Source organism: Magnetospirillum sp. 15-1 (assembly GCF_900184795.1).
In the GTDB taxonomy this organism is placed as follows: Bacteria; Pseudomonadota; Alphaproteobacteria; order Rhodospirillales; family Magnetospirillaceae; genus Phaeospirillum.
On sequence record NZ_FXXN01000026.1, the window covers coordinates 79361 to 96268 of the forward strand.

14 protein-coding genes are annotated in these 16908 nt (G+C 65.5%); 1 reads left to right on the forward strand and 13 read right to left on the reverse strand.

Going from position 1 to position 16908, the window contains the following annotated elements:
• Positions 1-2 precede the first annotated feature (2 nt).
• From lpdA to CP958_RS15920, 8 genes are all read right to left on the reverse strand, one after another.
• Entirely contained in the window at positions 3-1412 is a 1410-nt protein-coding gene (lpdA, locus tag CP958_RS15885; protein ID WP_096703208.1) for a dihydrolipoyl dehydrogenase, read from the reverse strand.
• Positions 1413-1509: 97 nt separating this feature from the next.
• Complete coding sequence (gene odhB / locus CP958_RS15890; RefSeq protein WP_096703209.1) at positions 1510-2718, reverse strand: 2-oxoglutarate dehydrogenase complex dihydrolipoyllysine-residue succinyltransferase; 1209 nt, start codon at positions 2716-2718, stop codon at positions 1510-1512.
• A 17-nt stretch (positions 2719-2735) separates the two neighbouring features.
• Positions 2736-5702 (reverse strand): 2-oxoglutarate dehydrogenase E1 component, encoded by a 2967-nt coding sequence (locus CP958_RS15895; RefSeq protein WP_096703210.1) that lies wholly within the window; start codon positions 5700-5702, stop codon positions 2736-2738.
• A gap of 175 nt (positions 5703-5877) precedes the next feature.
• A complete protein-coding gene (gene sucD, locus CP958_RS15900; RefSeq protein ID WP_011386313.1) occupies positions 5878-6753 on the reverse strand; it encodes a succinate--CoA ligase subunit alpha in 876 nt (291 codons plus the stop codon).
• A gap of 2 nt (positions 6754-6755) precedes the next feature.
• Positions 6756-7952 carry an ADP-forming succinate--CoA ligase subunit beta gene (sucC, locus tag CP958_RS15905; protein WP_096703211.1) on the reverse strand — a complete coding sequence of 399 codons (1197 nt, stop codon included), beginning with the start codon at positions 7950-7952 and terminating at the stop codon, positions 6756-6758.
• A gap of 31 nt (positions 7953-7983) precedes the next feature.
• Positions 7984-8943, reverse strand: coding sequence for a malate dehydrogenase (gene mdh / locus CP958_RS15910; RefSeq protein ID WP_096703212.1), 960 nt, complete (start codon positions 8941-8943; stop codon positions 7984-7986).
• 297 nt (positions 8944-9240) lie between these two features.
• Positions 9241-10404 (reverse strand): cell division protein ZapE, encoded by a 1164-nt coding sequence (gene zapE / locus CP958_RS15915; RefSeq protein WP_096703213.1) that lies wholly within the window; start codon positions 10402-10404, stop codon positions 9241-9243.
• A gap of 90 nt (positions 10405-10494) precedes the next feature.
• Positions 10495-11427 (reverse strand): exopolyphosphatase, encoded by a 933-nt coding sequence (locus tag CP958_RS15920; RefSeq protein WP_096703214.1) that lies wholly within the window; start codon positions 11425-11427, stop codon positions 10495-10497.
• A 160-nt stretch (positions 11428-11587) separates the two neighbouring features.
• Here CP958_RS15920 and CP958_RS15925 point away from each other — a divergent pair, with 160 nt between their 5' ends.
• Complete coding sequence (locus CP958_RS15925) at positions 11588-11995, forward strand: hypothetical protein (RefSeq protein ID WP_096703215.1); 408 nt, start codon at positions 11588-11590, stop codon at positions 11993-11995.
• A 202-nt stretch (positions 11996-12197) separates the two neighbouring features.
• Here the strand turns inward: CP958_RS15925 and CP958_RS15930 are convergent, their stop codons facing one another.
• From CP958_RS15930 to CP958_RS15950, 5 genes are all read right to left on the reverse strand, one after another.
• Entirely contained in the window at positions 12198-12977 is a 780-nt protein-coding gene (locus CP958_RS15930) for a succinate dehydrogenase iron-sulfur subunit (RefSeq protein ID WP_096703216.1), read from the reverse strand.
• A 21-nt stretch (positions 12978-12998) separates the two neighbouring features.
• A complete protein-coding gene (gene sdhA, locus CP958_RS15935; protein WP_096703217.1) occupies positions 12999-14780 on the reverse strand; it encodes a succinate dehydrogenase flavoprotein subunit in 1782 nt (593 codons plus the stop codon).
• Between the two features lie 4 nt (positions 14781-14784).
• Positions 14785-15165, reverse strand: coding sequence for a succinate dehydrogenase, hydrophobic membrane anchor protein (gene sdhD / locus CP958_RS15940; protein WP_096703218.1), 381 nt, complete (start codon positions 15163-15165; stop codon positions 14785-14787).
• 16 nt (positions 15166-15181) lie between these two features.
• Positions 15182-15559: a succinate dehydrogenase, cytochrome b556 subunit gene (gene sdhC / locus CP958_RS15945; RefSeq protein ID WP_096703219.1), complete on the reverse strand. Its 378-nt coding sequence runs from the start codon at positions 15557-15559 to the stop codon at positions 15182-15184.
• 259 nt (positions 15560-15818) lie between these two features.
• Positions 15819-16898, reverse strand: a complete 1080-nt coding sequence (locus CP958_RS15950) for a MaoC family dehydratase (RefSeq protein WP_096703220.1) — start codon at positions 16896-16898, stop codon at positions 15819-15821.
• Between the last annotated feature and the right edge of the window lie 10 nt (positions 16899-16908).

A 16908-nucleotide genomic window follows, 5' to 3' on the forward strand; every position in this document is an offset into this window, starting at 1 on the left:
AACTACGTGTGCAGCGGGCGGCCGTCGACGGCGAGGCAGGCTTCCTTGACCGCTTCGCCCAGGCCCGGATGGGCGTGGCAGGTGCGCGCGATGTCTTCGGCGGCGGCGCCGAATTCCATGGCAAGCACCACTTCGGCGATCAGGTCGCCGGCGTTGGGGCCGACGATGTGGGCGCCCAGGACCTTATCGGTGGTGGCGCAGGCCAGGACCTTGACGAAGCCGTCGACCTCGTTCATGGACCGCGCGCGGCCATTGGCGGTGAAGGGGAACTTGCCGGCCTTGTAGGCGATGCCCTCGGCCTTCAACTGCTCCTCGGTCTTGCCCACCGAAGCCACTTCCGGCCAGGTGTAGACCACCGCCGGGATGGCCTCGTAGTTCACGTGGCCGTGCTGACCGGCCAGGATCTCGGCCAGGGCGACGCCCTCTTCCTCGGCCTTGTGGGCCAGCATGGCGCCGCCGACCACGTCGCCGATGGCGTAGATGCCGGGCACGTTGGTGCGGAAATGGCCGTCGATCTGGACGAAGCCGCGCTTGTCCTGCGCCACGCCGACCTTATCCAGGCCCAGACCGTCGGTGTAGGGCTTGCGGCCGATGGCGACCAGCACGCAATCGGCCTCGATCTTCTCGGCCGCCCCACCGGCGGCGGGCTCCACCGTGACGGTGGCCTTCTTGCCCGACCTGGCGATGCCGGTGACCTTGGTGCCCAGCTTGAACTCCATGCCCTGCTTGGCGAGCAGACGCTGCATCTGCTTGGACACCTCGCCGTCGTTGAACGGCAGGATGCGGTCGAGGAATTCGACCACGGTGACCTTGGCGCCCAGGCGGCCCCAGACGGTGCCCAGCTCCAGGCCGATGACGCCGCCGCCGATCACCACCATGTGCTTCGGCGTCTTGGGCAGGGCCAGCGCTCCGGTGGACGAGACGATCACCTCCTCGTCAATGGTCACGCCGGGCAGCGGAGTGACATCGGAACCGGTGGCGATGACGATGTGCTTGGCGGCGACGGTGGACTTGGCGCCGTCCTTGGCGGTGATCTCGATCTGGCCCGGGGCGGTGATGGCGCCGGCGCCGACGATGTAGGTCACCTTGTTCTTCTTGAACAGGAACTCGATGCCCTTGGTGTTGTCGGCCACCACCTTGTCCTTGTGGGCCTGCATGCCGGCCACGTCCATCTCCACCTTGGCCACCTTGATGCCGAACGAGCCGAACTGGTGGGCGGCGGCGTGGTAGTGGTGGGACGCGGTCAGCAACGCCTTGGACGGGATGCAGCCGACGTTGAGGCAGGTGCCGCCGAGCGAGCCGCGCTTCTCGACGCAGGCGGTCTTGAGGCCCAACTGGGCGGCGCGGATGGCGGCGACGTAGCCGCCGGGGCCACCGCCGATGATGACGACGTCGAAGGAGTTCTCGGACATGGGTCTATCCCCCTGATAGGGCGTCACCCCCGGGCTTGGCCCGGGGGTCCATGGATGGCCGGATCAAGTCCGGCCATGACGGCTGTTATGGCTGATCCTACATTTCCAGCAGGATGCGCTGCGGGTCCTCGATGCACTCCTTGACGCGCACCAGGAACGACACCGCCTCGCGGCCGTCGATGATGCGGTGGTCGTAGGAGAGCGCCAGGTACATCATCGGGCGCGCCTCGATCTTGCCATCGGGCATGACCATGGGACGCTGCTGCACCTTGTGCATCCCCAGGATGCCCGACTGGGGCGTATTGAGGATGGGGGTGCTCATCAGCGAACCGTAGACGCCGCCGTTGGAGATGGTGAAGGTGCCGCCGGAGAGGTCCTCCATGGACAGCTTGCCGTCGCGGGCCTTCTTGCCCAGGGCGGCGATGCCCTGCTCGACGCCGGCGAAGGACAGGGCGTCCGCACCGCGCAGCACCGGCACCACCAACCCTTGAGGCGTGCCCACGGCCACGCCGATGTCGTAGTACTTCTTGTAGACCAGATCATCGCCGTCGATCTCGGCGTTGACCGCCGGCCAGTCCTTGAGCGCGGCGACACAGGCCTTCACGAAGAAGGACATGAAGCCCAGCTTGACGCCGTGGCGCTTCTCGAACTGGTCCTTGTACTGGTTCCTGAGGTCGAACAGCGCGCCCATGTCCACCTCGTTGAAGGTGGTCAGCATGGCGGCGGTGTTCTGGGCCTCCTTCAGGCGGCCGGCGATGGTCTTCCTGAGGCGGGTCATCTTGACCCGCTCCTCGCAATCGGCCTTGGCGCGCGGGCCGGACGAAGCGGCGGGCTTAGCCGGGGCCGGGGCCGGGGCGGCGGCGGGGGCCGAAGCGGCGGCCAGCACGTCGCCCTTGGTCACCCGGCCGTCCTTGCCGGTGCCGGCGATGGCGCCGGTGTCGATGCCGGCATCGGCGGCGATCTTCTTGGCCGAGGGCATGACGCCTGCCGCGGCCGGGGCGGCGGCGGGAGCGGCCGGGGCCGGAGCGGCGGCCTTGGCGGCGGCCGGAGCAGCGGCCACGGCGGCACCGGCGGCGCCCAGCACGCCCAGCAGGGCGCCGACTTCCACGGTGACGCCGGCGGCGGCCACGATGTCGACCAGGGTGCCGGCGGAGGGGGCATTGACCTCGACGGTGACCTTGTCGGTCTCCAGCTCGACCAGCGGCTCATCGGCGCGGACGGCGTCGCCCACGTTCTTGAACCACTTGGCGACGGTGGCTTCGGTGACGGACTCGCCCAGGGTGGGCACCTTGATTTCGGTGGACATTATTGATTTCCCTCTTTCTAGGCGGTCAGACGGGAGAGCTTGGAGGCGCGGCGGAACGGCTGGGGCAGGGTGACCAGTTCACCGGTCAGCGCCATGCTGGTGATCCATTCCTGTTCGGCCACGTGGGTCTTGTACAGGCCGGTGGCGGGCGACGCGGCGGCGCGGCGTCCGCAGTACAGGGCCTTCTTCGCCTTGATGTCGAGTTCCTCGCAGATGAACTCGACACGGCGGTCGACGAAGGTCCACGGACCCATGTTGGCCGGCTCTTCCTGCACCCACAGCAACTCGGCGTTGGGATAGCGGGCCAGCTGGGCCTTGATGGTGTCCTTGGGCCAGGGATAAAGCTGCTCGACGCGGATGATGGCCACGTCCTTGAGGCCGCGCTTGGTGCGTTCCTCCAGCAGGTCGTAATAGACCTTGCCCGAGCACAGCAGCACCCGGCGGACCTTGGCGTCGGCCACCAGCGTCTCGACCTCGGGCAGCACGCGGCGGAAGCGGGACCCGGTGGTCAGGTCGTCCAGCTTGGAGACGCACAGCTTGTGACGCAGCAACGACTTCGGCGTCATGATGATCAGCGGCTTCCTGAAGTTGCGGCGCAGCTGACGGCGGAGCGCGTGGAAGTAGTTGGCCGGCGTGGTGATGTTGCAGACCTGCCAGTTGTCCTCGGCGGAGAGCTGGAGGTAGCGCTCCCAGCGGGCCGAGGAATGCTCCGGCCCCTGGCCTTCATAGCCGTGGGGCAGCAGCATCACCAGACCCGACATGCGCAGCCACTTGGACTCGCCCGAGTTGATGAACTGGTCGATGATCACCTGGGCGCCGTTGGCGAAGTCGCCGAACTGGCCTTCCCACAGGGTCAGCGTGTTGGGTTCCGCCTGGGAATAGCCGTACTCGAAGCCCAGCACCGCCTCTTCCGACAGCGGCGAATCCATGACCTCGAAATAGGCCTGATTGCCCGGACGGATGGCGTTGAGGGGCTCGACGCGCTCCTCGGTCTCCTGATCGGTCAGACGGCAGTGGCGCTGCGAGAAGGTGCCGCGTCCGCAATCCTGGCCCGACAGGCGGACCGGGTTGCCCTCCACCAGCAGGGTGCCGAAGGCCAGGGCCTCGGCGGTCGCCCAGTCGATACCCTCGCCCGAATCCACCATTTCCTTCTTGGCGGCGAGCTGGCGGATGATCTTGCGGTTGACGTTGAAGCCGTCGGGAGTGCGGGCCAGGGCATGGCCCACTTCCTTGAGGGTCTCGGCGGTGACGCCGGTCTTTTCCTCGCGGAACTCCTCTTCCTCGGACAACTGCACCAGTCCCTGCCACTTGCCTTCCAGCCAGTCGGCCTTGTTGACCTTGAAGCTCTTGGCCGCTTCGTAGTCCTGCTCGAGGCGAGCCTGGAAGTTGGCGAAAATGGCATCGGCTTCGTAGCGCGAGATGGTGCCCTCGGCCACCAGCTTCTCGGAATAGAGCGCGCGGGTGGTCGGGTGGCTGGCGATCTTGCGGTACATCTGCGGCTGGGTGAAGGCCGGCTCGTCCGATTCGTTATGGCCGTGGCGGCGATAGCAGACCATGTCGATCACCACGTCGGCGCCGAATTCCTGGCGGTATTCGGTGGCGATGCGGGTCACGTGCACCACCGCTTCCGGGTCGTCGCCGTTGACGTGGAACACCGGGGCCTGGAAGCCCTTGGCCACGTCCGACGAATAAGGGCCGGAACGCGAGTATTGCGGCGCGGTGGTGAAGCCGATCTGGTTGTTGACGATAATGTGCATGGTGCCGCCGGTGGCATAGCCCTTGAGCTGCGACAGCAACATCACCTCGGGCACCACGCCCTGGCCGGCGAAGGCGGCGTCGCCGTGCAGGATGATGCCCATCACCCGCTTGCGCTCGGTATCGCCGAACTGGGTCTGCTTGGCGCGCACCTTGCCGACCACCAGCGGGCCGACCACTTCCAGGTGGCTGGGATTGGGCATCAGCGACAGGTGGACCACCTTGCCGTCGAAGTCACGGTCGGCGGAGGTGCCGAGGTGATACTTCACGTCGCCCGAGCCCTGGACGTCTTCCGGGTTGGCGGCGTTGCCCTGGAACTCCGAGAAGATGGCCTGGTAGGGCTTCTTCATGAAGTTGGCCAGCACGTTGAGACGGCCGCGGTGGGCCATGCCCAGCACCACTTCGTCGACGCCCAGCTGCGAGCCGCGCTTCAGGATCTGCTCCAGCGCCGGAATGACGCTCTCGCCACCCTCGAGGCCGAAGCGCTTGGTGCCGGTGTACTTCATCTGCAGGAAACGCTCGAAGCCCTCGGCCTCGGTCAGGCGCTCCAGGATGGCGGTCTTGCCGCGCGGCGTGAAGTCGGTGCGGTTGTGGATCGACTCGATGCGCTTTTGAATCCAGGCCTTCTGGTCCGGGTCCTGGATGTGCATGAACTCGACGCCGATGCACGAACAGTAGGTTTCCTGCACGATGCGCACGATGGTCCTGAGCGTGGCGCTTTCCAGGCCCAGCACGTGGTCGATGAAAATCTCGCGGTCGAGATCGGCATCGGTGAAGCCATAGGTGCGGTAATCCAGCTCGGGGTGCTGCTCGCGCTTGGTCAGACCCAGCGGGTCGAGCTGGGCCATCAGATGGCCGCGCACGCGGTACGAGCGGATCAGCATCAGGGCGCGGATCGAATCGATCTGGCCCTGGCGGATGGCGGCGGGATCGGCGGCTGGGGCGGCCGTGCCCTTGGCTCCGTCCTTGGCCCCCTTCTTGGCGGCGGCCGCTGCTGCTGCGGCGGCCTCCGGGTCGACGGCGCCAATGATTTTGACGTCGCGTCTGGCGTTGGCGGTGCCCTTGAAGTCCTGCACCAGCTGCGAGCCGTCATCCTTCAAGTCCTGGAAGAAGGAGACCCACGAGGAATCGACCGAAGCCGGATCTTCCAGGTAGCGGGCGTAAAGCTCGGCGATGAAGACGGCGTTGCCACCGCTCAGAAAGGACGATTCGTCGAACTGCTTTGTCATGTTCGGGATTCGACGCAGGTTCTAGCCCGCGTCCCTTTCGTGCTTGGGCCGGGCGGCGCCGCCGGGCGCCGCTCATTTACGGCGCAAACTGCTTTTTTATTATTATTAAAAACGGTCCGGCGCACCGGCGGTCCGGCGCTCCGGCGACGCGCCGGACCGTTTGGTACTAAGCGGTTTAGCCCTTGAGGAGCTTCACCATGGTCGAGCCCAGCGAAGCGGGCGAGTCGGCGACGGCGATACCGGCGGACTTCAGGGCTTCCACCTTGAAGTCGGCGGTGTCGTTGCCGCCCGAGATCACCGCACCGGCATGGCCCATGCGGCGGCCGGGCGGAGCGGTACGGCCGGCGATGAAGCCGACGGTCGGCTTCTTGATCTTGGAGCGCTTCAGCAGCTCGGCGCCCTGAACCTCGGCGTCGCCGCCGATTTCGCCGATCATGATGATCGCCTGGGTCTCGGGGTCGGCCAGGAAAAGCTCCAGGCTGTCGACGAAGTTGGTGCCGTTGATCGGGTCACCGCCGATGCCGATGCAGGTGGTCTGGCCCAGACCGGTGGCGGTGGTCTGCGCCACCGCTTCGTAGGTCAGGGTGCCCGAACGGGACACGATGCCGATCTTGCCACGCATGTGGATGTGGCCGGGCATGATGCCGATCTTGCACTCGCCAGGCGTGATGACGCCCGGGCAGTTCGGGCCGATCAGGCGGGTCTTGGAGCCCTGCAGGGCGCGCTTGACGGCCAGCATGTCGGCCACCGGGATACCCTCGGTGATGCAGACGGCCAGCTCGATCTCGGCGTCGATGGCTTCCAGGATGGCGTCGGCGGCGAACGGCGGCGGCACGTAGATCACGGACGCGTTGCAGCCGGTCTTGGCCTTGGCCTCGGCGACGGTGTTGAACACCGGCAGGTCCAGGTGGGTGGTGCCGCCCTTACCGGGGGTGACGCCGCCAACCATCTTGGTGCCATAGGCGATGGCCTGCTCGGAGTGGAAGGTGCCCTGGGCGCCAGTGAAGCCCTGGCAGATGACCTTCGTGTTGGAATTAACGAGAACGGCCATTTTTATGCAGCCTCCTTCACGGCCTTCACCACCTTCTCGGCGGCATCGGCAAGATTATCGGCCGCGATGATCGGCAGGCCGGACTGAGCCATGATCTTCTTGCCCAGCTCGACGTTGGTGCCTTCGAGGCGAACCACCAGCGGGACATTCAGCGAAACTTCACGGGCGGCGGCGACAACGCCTTCGGCGATGACGTCGCAGCGCATGATGCCGCCGAAGATGTTGACCAGGATGCCTTCGACGTTGGGGTCCGACAGGATCAGCTTGAAGGCGGTGGTGACGCGCTCCTTGGTGGCGCCGCCGCCGACATCGAGGAAGTTGGCCGGCTCGGCGCCGTACAGCTTGATGATGTCCATGGTGGCCATGGCGAGACCGGCACCGTTGACCATGCAGCCGATCTGGCCGTCCAGCTTGATGTAGTTCAGGCTGTGGCGGGCGGCTTCGAGCTCGGCCGGATCTTCTTCCGACTCGTCACGCAGCTCTTCGATGTCCTTGTGACGGAACAGCGCGTTGTCGTCGAAATTGACCTTGGCGTCCAGGGCGACCAGCTCACCGGCGCCGGTGACCACCAGCGGGTTGATCTCGACGATGGAGCAGTCCAGGTCCATGAAGGCCTTGTACAGGGCGCCGATGAACTTGACGGCGGTGTTGACCTGCTTGCCCTCGAGGCCCAGGCCAAAAGCGATCTGGCGGCCGTGGTACTGCTGGAAGCCTTCGACCGGGTCGATGGCGACCTTCAGGATCTTCTCGGGGTGGTTATGGGCCACTTCCTCGATCTCCATGCCGCCCTCGGTGGAGGCGACGATGGTGACGCGGCAGGTGGCGCGGTCGATCAGCATGGACAGGTACAGCTCGCGCTTGATGTCGCAGCCCTGCTCGATGTAGACGCGCTTGACTTCCTTACCGGCCGGGCCGGTCTGCTTGGTGACCAGGATCTGGCCCAGCATCTGCTCGACGTTGGCCTTGACCTCGTCGATGGACTTGACGACGCGGACGCCGCCCTTCCCCTGGGGGTCGTTCTTGAAACGACCGGCGCCACGGCCACCGGCGTGAATCTGCGACTTCACGACCCACACCGGGCCGCCCAGTTCCTTGGCAACCGACACCGCCTCGTCGGGGGTGTAGGCGACGCCGCCCTTCAGTACGGCGACGCCGTACTTGGCCAGCACCTGCTTGCCCTGATACTCATGAATATTCATCGGGTTTCGCTCCCCTTGAGTGTCTTGTCGATTAGCCCATCAGGCCCTTGGCGACCTTGACCAGACCGCGAACGGCGTCGGCCGACTTGTTGAACTCGGCCTGCTCGGCGGCGTTCAGCTCGATCTCGACGATGCGCTCCACGCCGCCTTCGCCGATCACCACCGGCACGCCGACGAACACGTCGTCGGGCTGGCCGTAGGTGCCGCCCTTGACTAGGGTGGCGACGGGCAGGACGCGCTTCTTGTCCTTCAGATAGGCTTCGGCCATGGCCACGCCGGAGGCGGCGGGGGCATAGTAGGCCGAGCCGGTCTTCAGCAGGTTGACGATCTCGGCGCCGCCGTCACGGGTGCGCTGCACGATCTGGTCGAGCTTCTCCTGGGTGGTCCAGCCCATCTTCACCAGGTCGGGCAGCGGGATGCCGGCGACGGTGGAGTAACGGACCAGCGGGACCATGGTGTCGCCGTGGCCGCCCAGCACGAAGGCGGTGACGTCCTCGACCGAAACGTTGAACTCTTCGCACAGGAAGGTGCGGAAGCGGGCCGAATCAAGCACGCCGGCCATGCCGACGATCATGTTGGCGGGCACGCCCGAATAGTGCTGCAGCGCCCAGACCATCACGTCCAGCGGGTTGGTGATGCAGATCACGAAGGCGCCGGGGCAGTTCTTCTTGATGCCCTCGCCGACGGCGGCCATCACCTTCAGGTTGATGCCGACCAGATCGTCGCGGCTCATGCCGGGCTTCCTGGGCACGCCGGCGGTGACGATCACCACGTCGGCGCCCTTGATCGCCGAGTAGTCGTTGGCGCCGGAATAGCGGCAGTCCACGCCCTCGACCGGGGTGGACTCGAGGATGTCGAGACCCTTGCCCTGGGGGATGCCCTCGGCGATGTCGAACATGACGACATCACCCAGTTCCTTGAGGCCGATCAGGTGGGCGAGCGTGCCGCCGATGTTGCCGGACCCTACGAGAGCGATCTTCTTGCGTGCCATGGATGGAGTTCCCTCGAATTCGATGAGATGGTTCTAGACGAACGGGTGGGGCGCGCCGCGCGCGCAAAAATGGCCTGGGGGGCTTAGGTAACTCGATTCGCGCCCAAGGGCAAGTGGATTGGCATGCGGCGCACGCAAAGCCGCCCCGCCGGGAAACCTTGGGATTTCCGAACACTGGCCGGGAAGCGGTAGGACCAAGGCCGTAATCCTTTGGACTCGTTCAAAGATAGCCTACCCGGAAGGGGTTATTGGCTACCCTCGGGGGTGGGGTGGGCGATGCCGCGCCGCAACGGCCGCCTACCCCAGATGCTCTCGCATCACGTAGTCCTCGGCCTGCATCTCCATCAGGCGGGATACGGTGCGCTGGAACTCGAAGGCGCCGACGCCCTCGGGGTAGAGGGTCTCGGGCGGGGCGGCGGCCGAGCAGATCAGGGTCACCTTGTGTTCGTAGAGCGCGTCGATCAGGGTGACGAAGCGCCGGGCCTCGTCCTTGTTGGCCGGCGACAGCAGGGGAATGTCCGACAGCACCAGGGTGTGGTAGCGCCCCGCCAGGGCCAGGTAGTCGCTGGGGCCGAGCGCCGTGCCGCACAACTGGGAGAACGAGAAGCGCGCCACCCCGGCGCCGGCCAGGGGCACGCGCAATTGGCGTCCGTTGACCTCGATGGTGTGGGGATTGGTGCTGGTTCCCTCGGTCAGGCGGGCGAAGGCCAGTTCCAGGGCGTTCTCCGCCTCCTCGGAAAGCGGCGCGTGATAGACCTGCAGGCCGCGCTTGCGGCCCAGGCGGTAGTCGCGCTCCGAGTTCAGCTCCAAGATGTCGAGCTTGTCCTCGATCAGCCGGATGAACGGGACGAAGCGGTCGCGCTGGAGGCCGTCCTTGTAGAGGTCGCCGGGGGGGCGGTTGGAGGTGATCACCACCACCACGCCGTCGTCCATCAGGCATTTGAACAGGCGGCCGACGATCATGGCGTCGGCGATGTCGGTGACCTGCAACTCGTCGAGACAGAGCAGCCAGGCCTCCGACGCGATGGCGCGGGCCAGCTTGGGGATGGGATCGGCATCGCCGCGCGACGGCGTCTGGCGCCATTTGTGGATATCGGCGTGGATGTCGCGCATGAACTCGTGGAAGTGCACGCGCTTCTTGCCCGGTATGGAGGCGGTCTGGAAGAACAGGTCCATCAGCATGGACTTGCCGCGCCCCACCTCGCCGAAGATGTACAGGCCGTGCTTGGGCGCCGCCTGGGCGGCCAGATCGCCGCCGCCCCAGGTCCAGGCGGAGGCCGGCGCCGCCTTCTTCAGGCCGAAGCGGGCCAGCCAGCCGGTTTCGCCGAGCGCCGGGCGATAGCGTGCCAGGGCGTGATGGAGGCTTTGCAGCTTCTCCATGGCCAGCTCCTGGGCGACGTCGGGTCGGACCTCGCCGTTCTGGACCTTGGCGCGGTAGGAGAACAGGGGGCCTTCGCCCATGGTGACGTTGTGCTCCCGAAATAAAAGTGGGGCTCCCGAAACGAAAGCGGGCGGGAGTCGCCTCCCGCCCGGTCTTGGATGTCCGGCCGCTCAGCCGTCGGCGGTGATCTTGGCGATGATGTCGCCCATCGCCTTGTCGCACACGGCGTTGTCCACCTGGCAGGTGCCGGCGTTGGCGTGGCCGCCGCCGCCGTACTTCAGGCACAGCTCGCCCACATTGGTCCTGGACGAGCGGTTGACGATGGACTTGCCGATGGCGAAGACGGTGTTCTGCTTCTTGACGCCCCACAACACATGGATGGAGATGTTGGTCTCCGGGTAGAGCGCGTAGATCATGAAGCGGTTGCCGGCGAAAATAGTCTCCTCGCCGCGCAGGTCCAGCACCACCAGATTCTTGTGGACGGTGGAGCAGCGCTTGATCTGGTCCTTGAACTTCTCGGCGTGCTCGAAATAGATGTCGGTCCGTTCCTTGACGTCGGGCAGGGCCAGGATCTGATCGATGTTGTGGTTCCGGCAGTAATCGATCAGGTCCATCATCAGCTGGTAGTTGGACACCCGGAATTCCCGGAAGCGGCCAAGGCCGGTGCGGGCGTCCATGATGTAGTTCAGCAGGGTCCAGCCGGCGGGGTCGAGAATCTCTTCCAGCGAGTACTGGGCGGAATCGCCCTGGTCCACCGCCGCCATCATCTCGTTCCAGGCGGCCGGAAAGACCTTGGCGCCGCCATAGTAGTTATAGACCACGCGGGCCGCCGAGGGGGCCTCGGCCTCGATGATGTGGTTTTCCTTCTTACCCACCCGGATGGTCTCGGACAGGTGGTGGTCGAAGGCGATATGCACACCCTCCACATAGGGCAGGTTGGTGGTGATGTCCTTCGGTCCGATCTCGATGATGCCGTCCTGCATGTCCTTGGGATGCACGAATTTAATATCATCGATAAGATCGAGCTGCTTCAGCAGCACCGCGCAGACCAGACCGTCGAAGTCGCTGCGGGTAACCAGCCGGAATTTCTTGCCGTCGGACATAGACCTACTCCTCTTTCCCACCCCAGGGGTAGACGCCATTTCCCCGAGAATAGCCCCGCACGGTTCCAGTGACAACGTCCCTGGCGCAGGAATGTTTCCAAAACCGGGCCGTTGGTTTAAACATTGGGGTTGACCCCACCGGTTTTCATGGGCCCCTCCGATGCATACCTTTCGCTATGCCGCAATTGCCATCCTTGTGACCTTGGTCGGCGGCTGTTCGTCGGACGAAGCCTTCGTCGACCGCCGCGAGATGGTGCGATCCATCAAGAAGCAGAAACTGCCCGGGTATGACGGGCGGGTCACCGTCTGCTACGACAGCGACACCCCCCGGGCCGAACGGGACCGGCTGGCCGCCGAGGCGTGCGAAGTCTATGGCCTGAGGGCCATCCTCGATACGGATAACCGGTGGCAATGCCGCTTCACGACACCCCATCAGGCCAACTATTACTGCTACGATCCGGACATGCGCATGGCCAATGGAACCCTGGTGAATCCGTTTTCCAGTTCCCAGGTCAGTGCCTGGCAACGCGAACGCCGGACGGACAGCCGGGGACAGACCGGGGAATAGGAACGGAAAAAGGGGCGGTTCCCATCGGGAACCGCCCCTTATAGCGTGATGCCCAAAATGTGCATCACGCTATAGGCCTTATCATTTTCCCTCGCCGGGCGGGCGCTTCCGCGCCCTTGGCCGCGCCCTCAACGGGCGCTGGAGCGGCGCGCCTCATATTTGAGGCGCGCCGCTCTAATCGCTTGACCGATGAAAGGCCGCGTCAGACGCGGCGCTCCATGATCTTTTCCTTGATGGCACCGATCGCCTTGGCCGGGTTGAGGCCCTTGGGGCAGGTCTTGGTGCAGTTCATGATGGTGTGGCAGCGATAGAGCTTGAAGGGGTCTTCAAGATCATCCAGACGCTCGCCGGTCATCTCGTCGCGGGAGTCGAGAATCCAGCGGGCGGCCTGCAGCAGCACCGACGGGCCCAGGTAGCGGTCGCCGTTCCACCAGTAGCTGGGGCAGCTGGTCTGGCAGCAGAAGCACAGGATGCATTCCCACAACCCGTCGAGCTTCTCGCGCTCCTCCGGGCTCTGCAGGCGCTCGCCGTCGGGCGGGGGCGCGGTCTGGGTCTGCATCCAGGGCTTGATGGAGGCCAACTGGGCGTAGGGCAGGGTCAGGTCGGGGATCAGGTCCTTGACCACCGGCATGTGCGGCAGCGGATAGACCGCCGCGTCACCCTTGATGTCCTCGATGGGCTTGAGGCAAGCCAGGGTGTTGGTGCCGTCGATGTTCATGGCGCACGACCCGCAGATGCCTTCACGGCACGAGCGGCGGAAGGTCAAGGTCGAGTCGATCTCGTTCTTGATCTTCAGCAGGGCGTCCAGGACCATCGGGCCGCAGGCGTCGAGATCGATCTCGTAGCTGTCGAGCCGCGGGTTGGCGTTGGAATCGGGGTCATAGCGGTAGATCTTGAAGACCTTGACGTTCTTGGCGCCGACGGCCTTGTAGACCTTGCCGGGCTGGACCCGCGAATTGGGGGGCAGGGCGAATTCAACCATGTGCGTTCTCCTAACCCTTCCTTAGTACACGCGCTTCTGCGGCTTGATGTACTCGACCTCGTCGGTGAGCGTGTAGGTGTGCACCGGACGGTAGTCCAGCTTCACCTTGCCGTTCTCGACCCAGGCCAGCGAGTGCTTCTGCCAGTTGACGTCGTCGCGGTCGGGATAATCCTCGTGGGCGTGGGCGCCGCGGCTCTCGTGACGGGCTTCCGCCGACACGATGGTGGCCAGGGCGCAATCCATCAGGTTTTCCAGCTCCAGCGCCTCGACCAGATCCGAGTTCCACACGGTGGAGCGGTCGTTGATCTTGAGCTGGGGCAGGGTGGAGGCCACCTGCTCCATCTTGGCGCAGCCCTCGGCCAGCGACTTGGAGGTGCGGAACACCGCCGCGTCCATCTGCATGGTCTTCTGCATGGCGAGACGGATCTCGCTGGTATGCATGGAGCCGTTGGCGTTGCGCAGACGATCGAAGCGCGACAGGGCCAGGTCGCTGCCGTCCTTGGGCAGCGGCTTGTGCGCGGTGCCGGGCTTCATGGTCTCGGCGGCGCGGAGCGCGCAGGCGCGGCCGAACACCACGATGTCCAGCAGCGAGTTAGTGCCCAGGCGGTTGGCGCCGTGCACCGAGACGCAGGCCGCCTCGCCGATGGCCATCAGGCCCTCGACGGTGGCGTCGGGGTTCTCGGCGGTGGGGCGCAGCACCTCGCCGTACACGTTGGTGGGGATACCGCCCATGTTGTAGTGCACGGTCGGCAGCACCGGGATCGGCTCCTTGGTCACGTCCACGCCGGCGAAGATCTTCGCCGTCTCGGAAATGCCCGGCAGGCGCAGTTCCAGGGTCTCGGCCCCCAGATGCTCCAGGTGCAGATAGATATGGTCGTTTTCCTTGCCCACGCCGCGGCCTTCGCGGATTTCCATGGTCATGGCGCGCGACACCACGTCGCGGGACGCCAGATCCTTGGCGGTGGGGGCATAACGCTCCATGAAGCGCTCGCCGGCGGAATTGGTGACGTAGCCGCCTTCACCGCGGGCGCCCTCGGTGATCAGACAGCCCGAGCCGTAGATGCCGGTGGGGTGGAACTGCACGAATTCCATGTCCTGCAGCGGCAGGCCGGCGCGGGCGACCAGGCCATGGCCGTCGCCGGTGCAGGTGTGCGCCGAGGTGCAGGAGAAGAAGGCGCGGCCGTAACCGCCCGAGGCCAGCACGACCTTATGGGCGCGGAAACGGTGCAGCGTGCCGTCGTCCAGGTTCCAGGCGACGACACCGCGACAGACGCCGTTCTCCATGATCAGGTCGATGGCGAAGTACTCAATGAAGAACTCGCACTGGTGCTTCAGGCACTGGGAGTACAGCGTGTGCAGGATGGCATGCCCGGTGCGGTCGGCGGCGGCGCAGGCGCGCTGCACCGGCTTCTCGCCGAAATTGGACATGTGGCCGCCGAACGGGCGCTGATAGATCTTGCCCTCGGGCGTGCGCGAGAACGGCACGCCGAAATGCTCGAGCTCGTGCACGGCCGGCACGGCCTCGCGGCACATGTACTCGATGGCGTCCTGGTCGCCCAGCCAGTCCGACCCCTTGACGGTGTCGTACATGTGCCACTTCCAGTTATCCTCGGCCATGTTGCCGAGCGAGGCGCCGATGCCGCCCTGGGCGGCCACGGTGTGCGAGCGGGTGGGGAACACCTTGGTGATGCAGGCGGTCTTGAAGCCGGCCTGACCCATGCCCATGGTGGCGCGCAGGCCGGCGCCACCGGCGCCGACGACCACCACGTCGTAGGTGTGGTCGATGATCTTGTAGGCGGCCATGGCGTCAGGCTCCAATCGCGACTTTGAGGATCGACACCGTCATGAAGACGGCGAGGAAGGCGATGATCAGCTTGGACCCGACCAGGGCTGCGATCTTCTTGCACTCGCAGTGGACGTAATCCTCGATCACCACCTGCAGGCCCAGCTGGGCGTGATACATCACGGTCAGCATGGTGAGCAGCAGCAGCGAGGAATTGCCGGGCTTGGCCATCCACGCCTTGAAGGTGGCGTAGTCGGCGTGCGACAGGCCGATCACGGAGACGGCGAACCACAGCGACAGGGGGATCAGGAAGATGGCGGTGACGCGCTGGGCGATCCAGTGGCCGGCGCCTTCCTTGGCGGAACCGAGGCCGCGGGCGCGGCCGACAGGGGATTCGAGGCTCATTGTCGTGCGCTCCCGATTACAGGCCGAAGATCCAGGCCAGCACGGTCAGCACCGCAGCGGCGCCCACGACCATGCGGCCCGACTTGTCGGCCTCGGCGATCTCGTAGCCACGGCCCTTGTCCCAGAACAGGTGACGGATGCCGTTGCACAGGTGATAGAACAGGGCGCCGGTCCAGCCGAACAGCACCAGCTTGCCCAGCCAGGAGCCGAGCACCGCCTGGGCATGGCCGTAGGCGACGGGGCCGTAAGCGGCCGAAGCCAGCCAATACGCCAGAACGATGGTGCCGACCGCGAGGGCGATACCGGTGATACGGTGGCTGATGGACAGGATGGCCGTGAACGGCATCCGATAAACCTGGATATGAGGCGAAAGCGGCCGGGTGCGCGTTGTCATGGCAATAGCCCCTGAAATACGGACGACGAGGGCCTGTGATCGGCCCTTTGCGGCGATGCGGTGTAGGTGTTTAGCCCCTCGCGCCCTTGGAGTCAACGATGGGGACCACACTTTCCGGCGGGAAATCCTACCCGGAGGGAGTAGGACGGAACGCCGGGACGGGTGTGATACGGCAAAATGGCTGGAGTGAAACGCTTTTAAGGGATGGCTGGAATTCGAAGGGAGATGCGAGGGGACGGGTCCCCTCGCATCCTTTACCTTACGCCCTGCGGGGCATCAGCACCGTGTAGTCGAAATCCAGCACCACCGCCGGGTCGAAATCCTTGCCGTTCTCCGCCTTGAACGGGAAGGCGGCGCAAGGCTGGTTCTTGGTAGCGATCAGGCGCAGGCGCAGCGCGCCCACGTCCTTGCGGCCGGGCACCTCGATCTTCTCCACCACTTCGGTCCAGGCGTGGATGGTATCGCCGGCGAAGGTGGGGTTGGTGTGCCGCCCGCCGTTGATGGCGACCAGCTTGAAGGCGTTGCCCAGGCCGTTGAACGACAGGGCGCGGGCGAGAGAGATGATGTGGCCGCCATAGATCAGGCGGCGGCCGAAGCGGCCCTGGCCCTCGGTATACTGGTTGAAGTGCACCTTGGCGGTGTTCTGCCACAGGCGGGTGGCCATCATGTGCTCGGCTTCCTCGATGGTCATGCCGTCCACGTGGTCGACCTTCTCGCCCACCGCGTAGTCGTCCCACAGATGCGGGCTGCCGGCCAGGGTGGTGTCATAGGCGTCGAGCTTGAGCCCTTCGGGGATCATCAGGTCGGCGGCGGCGACGGCGCCCGGCAGTTCCGGCACCTTCTCCTCGGCGATGGGAGCGTTCTGGTCGCGCTTCCTGACCATCACCCAGCGCACGTATTCCACCACCATTTCCTGGAGCTGGTTGGTGCCCACCGAGCGGACATAGACCACGCCGGTCTGCTTGTTGGAGTTCTCCTTCAGGCCGATCACCGTCGAGGTGGTGGTGATGGTGTCGCCGGGATAGACCAACTCGCCGAAGCGGCCGACGGCATAGCCCAGATTGGCGACGGCGTTGAGGCTGATGTCGGGCACGGTCTTGCCGAACACCACGTGGAAGGCCAGCAGGTCGTCGACGGGAGCGAGGTGGCCCATGCTCTCGGCGGCCAGTCCGATGGACCTGGCGAACTCGGCCGAGGAATTGACGGCGAAGCGCGAGCCGTACAGCGCGGTGTACATGGCCACATCGCCGGCGGTGACGGTGCGCGGCGTGGCATGGTTGATCACCTGGCCGAGGCGGAAGTCCTCGAAGAAATTACCGGCGTTGGTCTTGGTGCTCATTGTGTCCTCC

Bases quoted from the DNA above. Each gene is read 5' to 3' on its own strand.
- lpdA (WP_096703208.1), bottom strand. From the start codon at position 1,412: ATGTCCGAGAACTCCTTCGACGTCGTCATCATCGGCGGTGGCCCCGGC.
- odhB (WP_096703209.1), bottom strand. From the start codon at position 2,718: ATGTCCACCGAAATCAAGGTGCCCACCCTGGGCGAGTCCGTCACCGAA.
- CP958_RS15895 (WP_096703210.1), bottom strand. From the start codon at position 5,702: ATGACAAAGCAGTTCGACGAATCGTCCTTTCTGAGCGGTGGCAACGCC.
- sucD (WP_011386313.1), bottom strand. From the start codon at position 6,753: ATGGCCGTTCTCGTTAATTCCAACACGAAGGTCATCTGCCAGGGCTTC.
- sucC (WP_096703211.1), bottom strand. From the start codon at position 7,952: ATGAATATTCATGAGTATCAGGGCAAGCAGGTGCTGGCCAAGTACGGC.
- mdh (WP_096703212.1), bottom strand. From the start codon at position 8,943: ATGGCACGCAAGAAGATCGCTCTCGTAGGGTCCGGCAACATCGGCGGC.
- zapE (WP_096703213.1), bottom strand. From the start codon at position 10,404: ATGGGCGAAGGCCCCCTGTTCTCCTACCGCGCCAAGGTCCAGAACGGC.
- CP958_RS15920 (WP_096703214.1), bottom strand. From the start codon at position 11,427: ATGTCCGACGGCAAGAAATTCCGGCTGGTTACCCGCAGCGACTTCGAC.
- CP958_RS15925 (WP_096703215.1), top strand. From the start codon at position 11,588: ATGCATACCTTTCGCTATGCCGCAATTGCCATCCTTGTGACCTTGGTC.
- CP958_RS15930 (WP_096703216.1), bottom strand. From the start codon at position 12,977: ATGGTTGAATTCGCCCTGCCCCCCAATTCGCGGGTCCAGCCCGGCAAG.
- sdhA (WP_096703217.1), bottom strand. From the start codon at position 14,780: ATGGCCGCCTACAAGATCATCGACCACACCTACGACGTGGTGGTCGTC.
- sdhD (WP_096703218.1), bottom strand. From the start codon at position 15,165: ATGAGCCTCGAATCCCCTGTCGGCCGCGCCCGCGGCCTCGGTTCCGCC.
- sdhC (WP_096703219.1), bottom strand. From the start codon at position 15,559: ATGACAACGCGCACCCGGCCGCTTTCGCCTCATATCCAGGTTTATCGG.
- CP958_RS15950 (WP_096703220.1), bottom strand. From the start codon at position 16,898: ATGAGCACCAAGACCAACGCCGGTAATTTCTTCGAGGACTTCCGCCTC.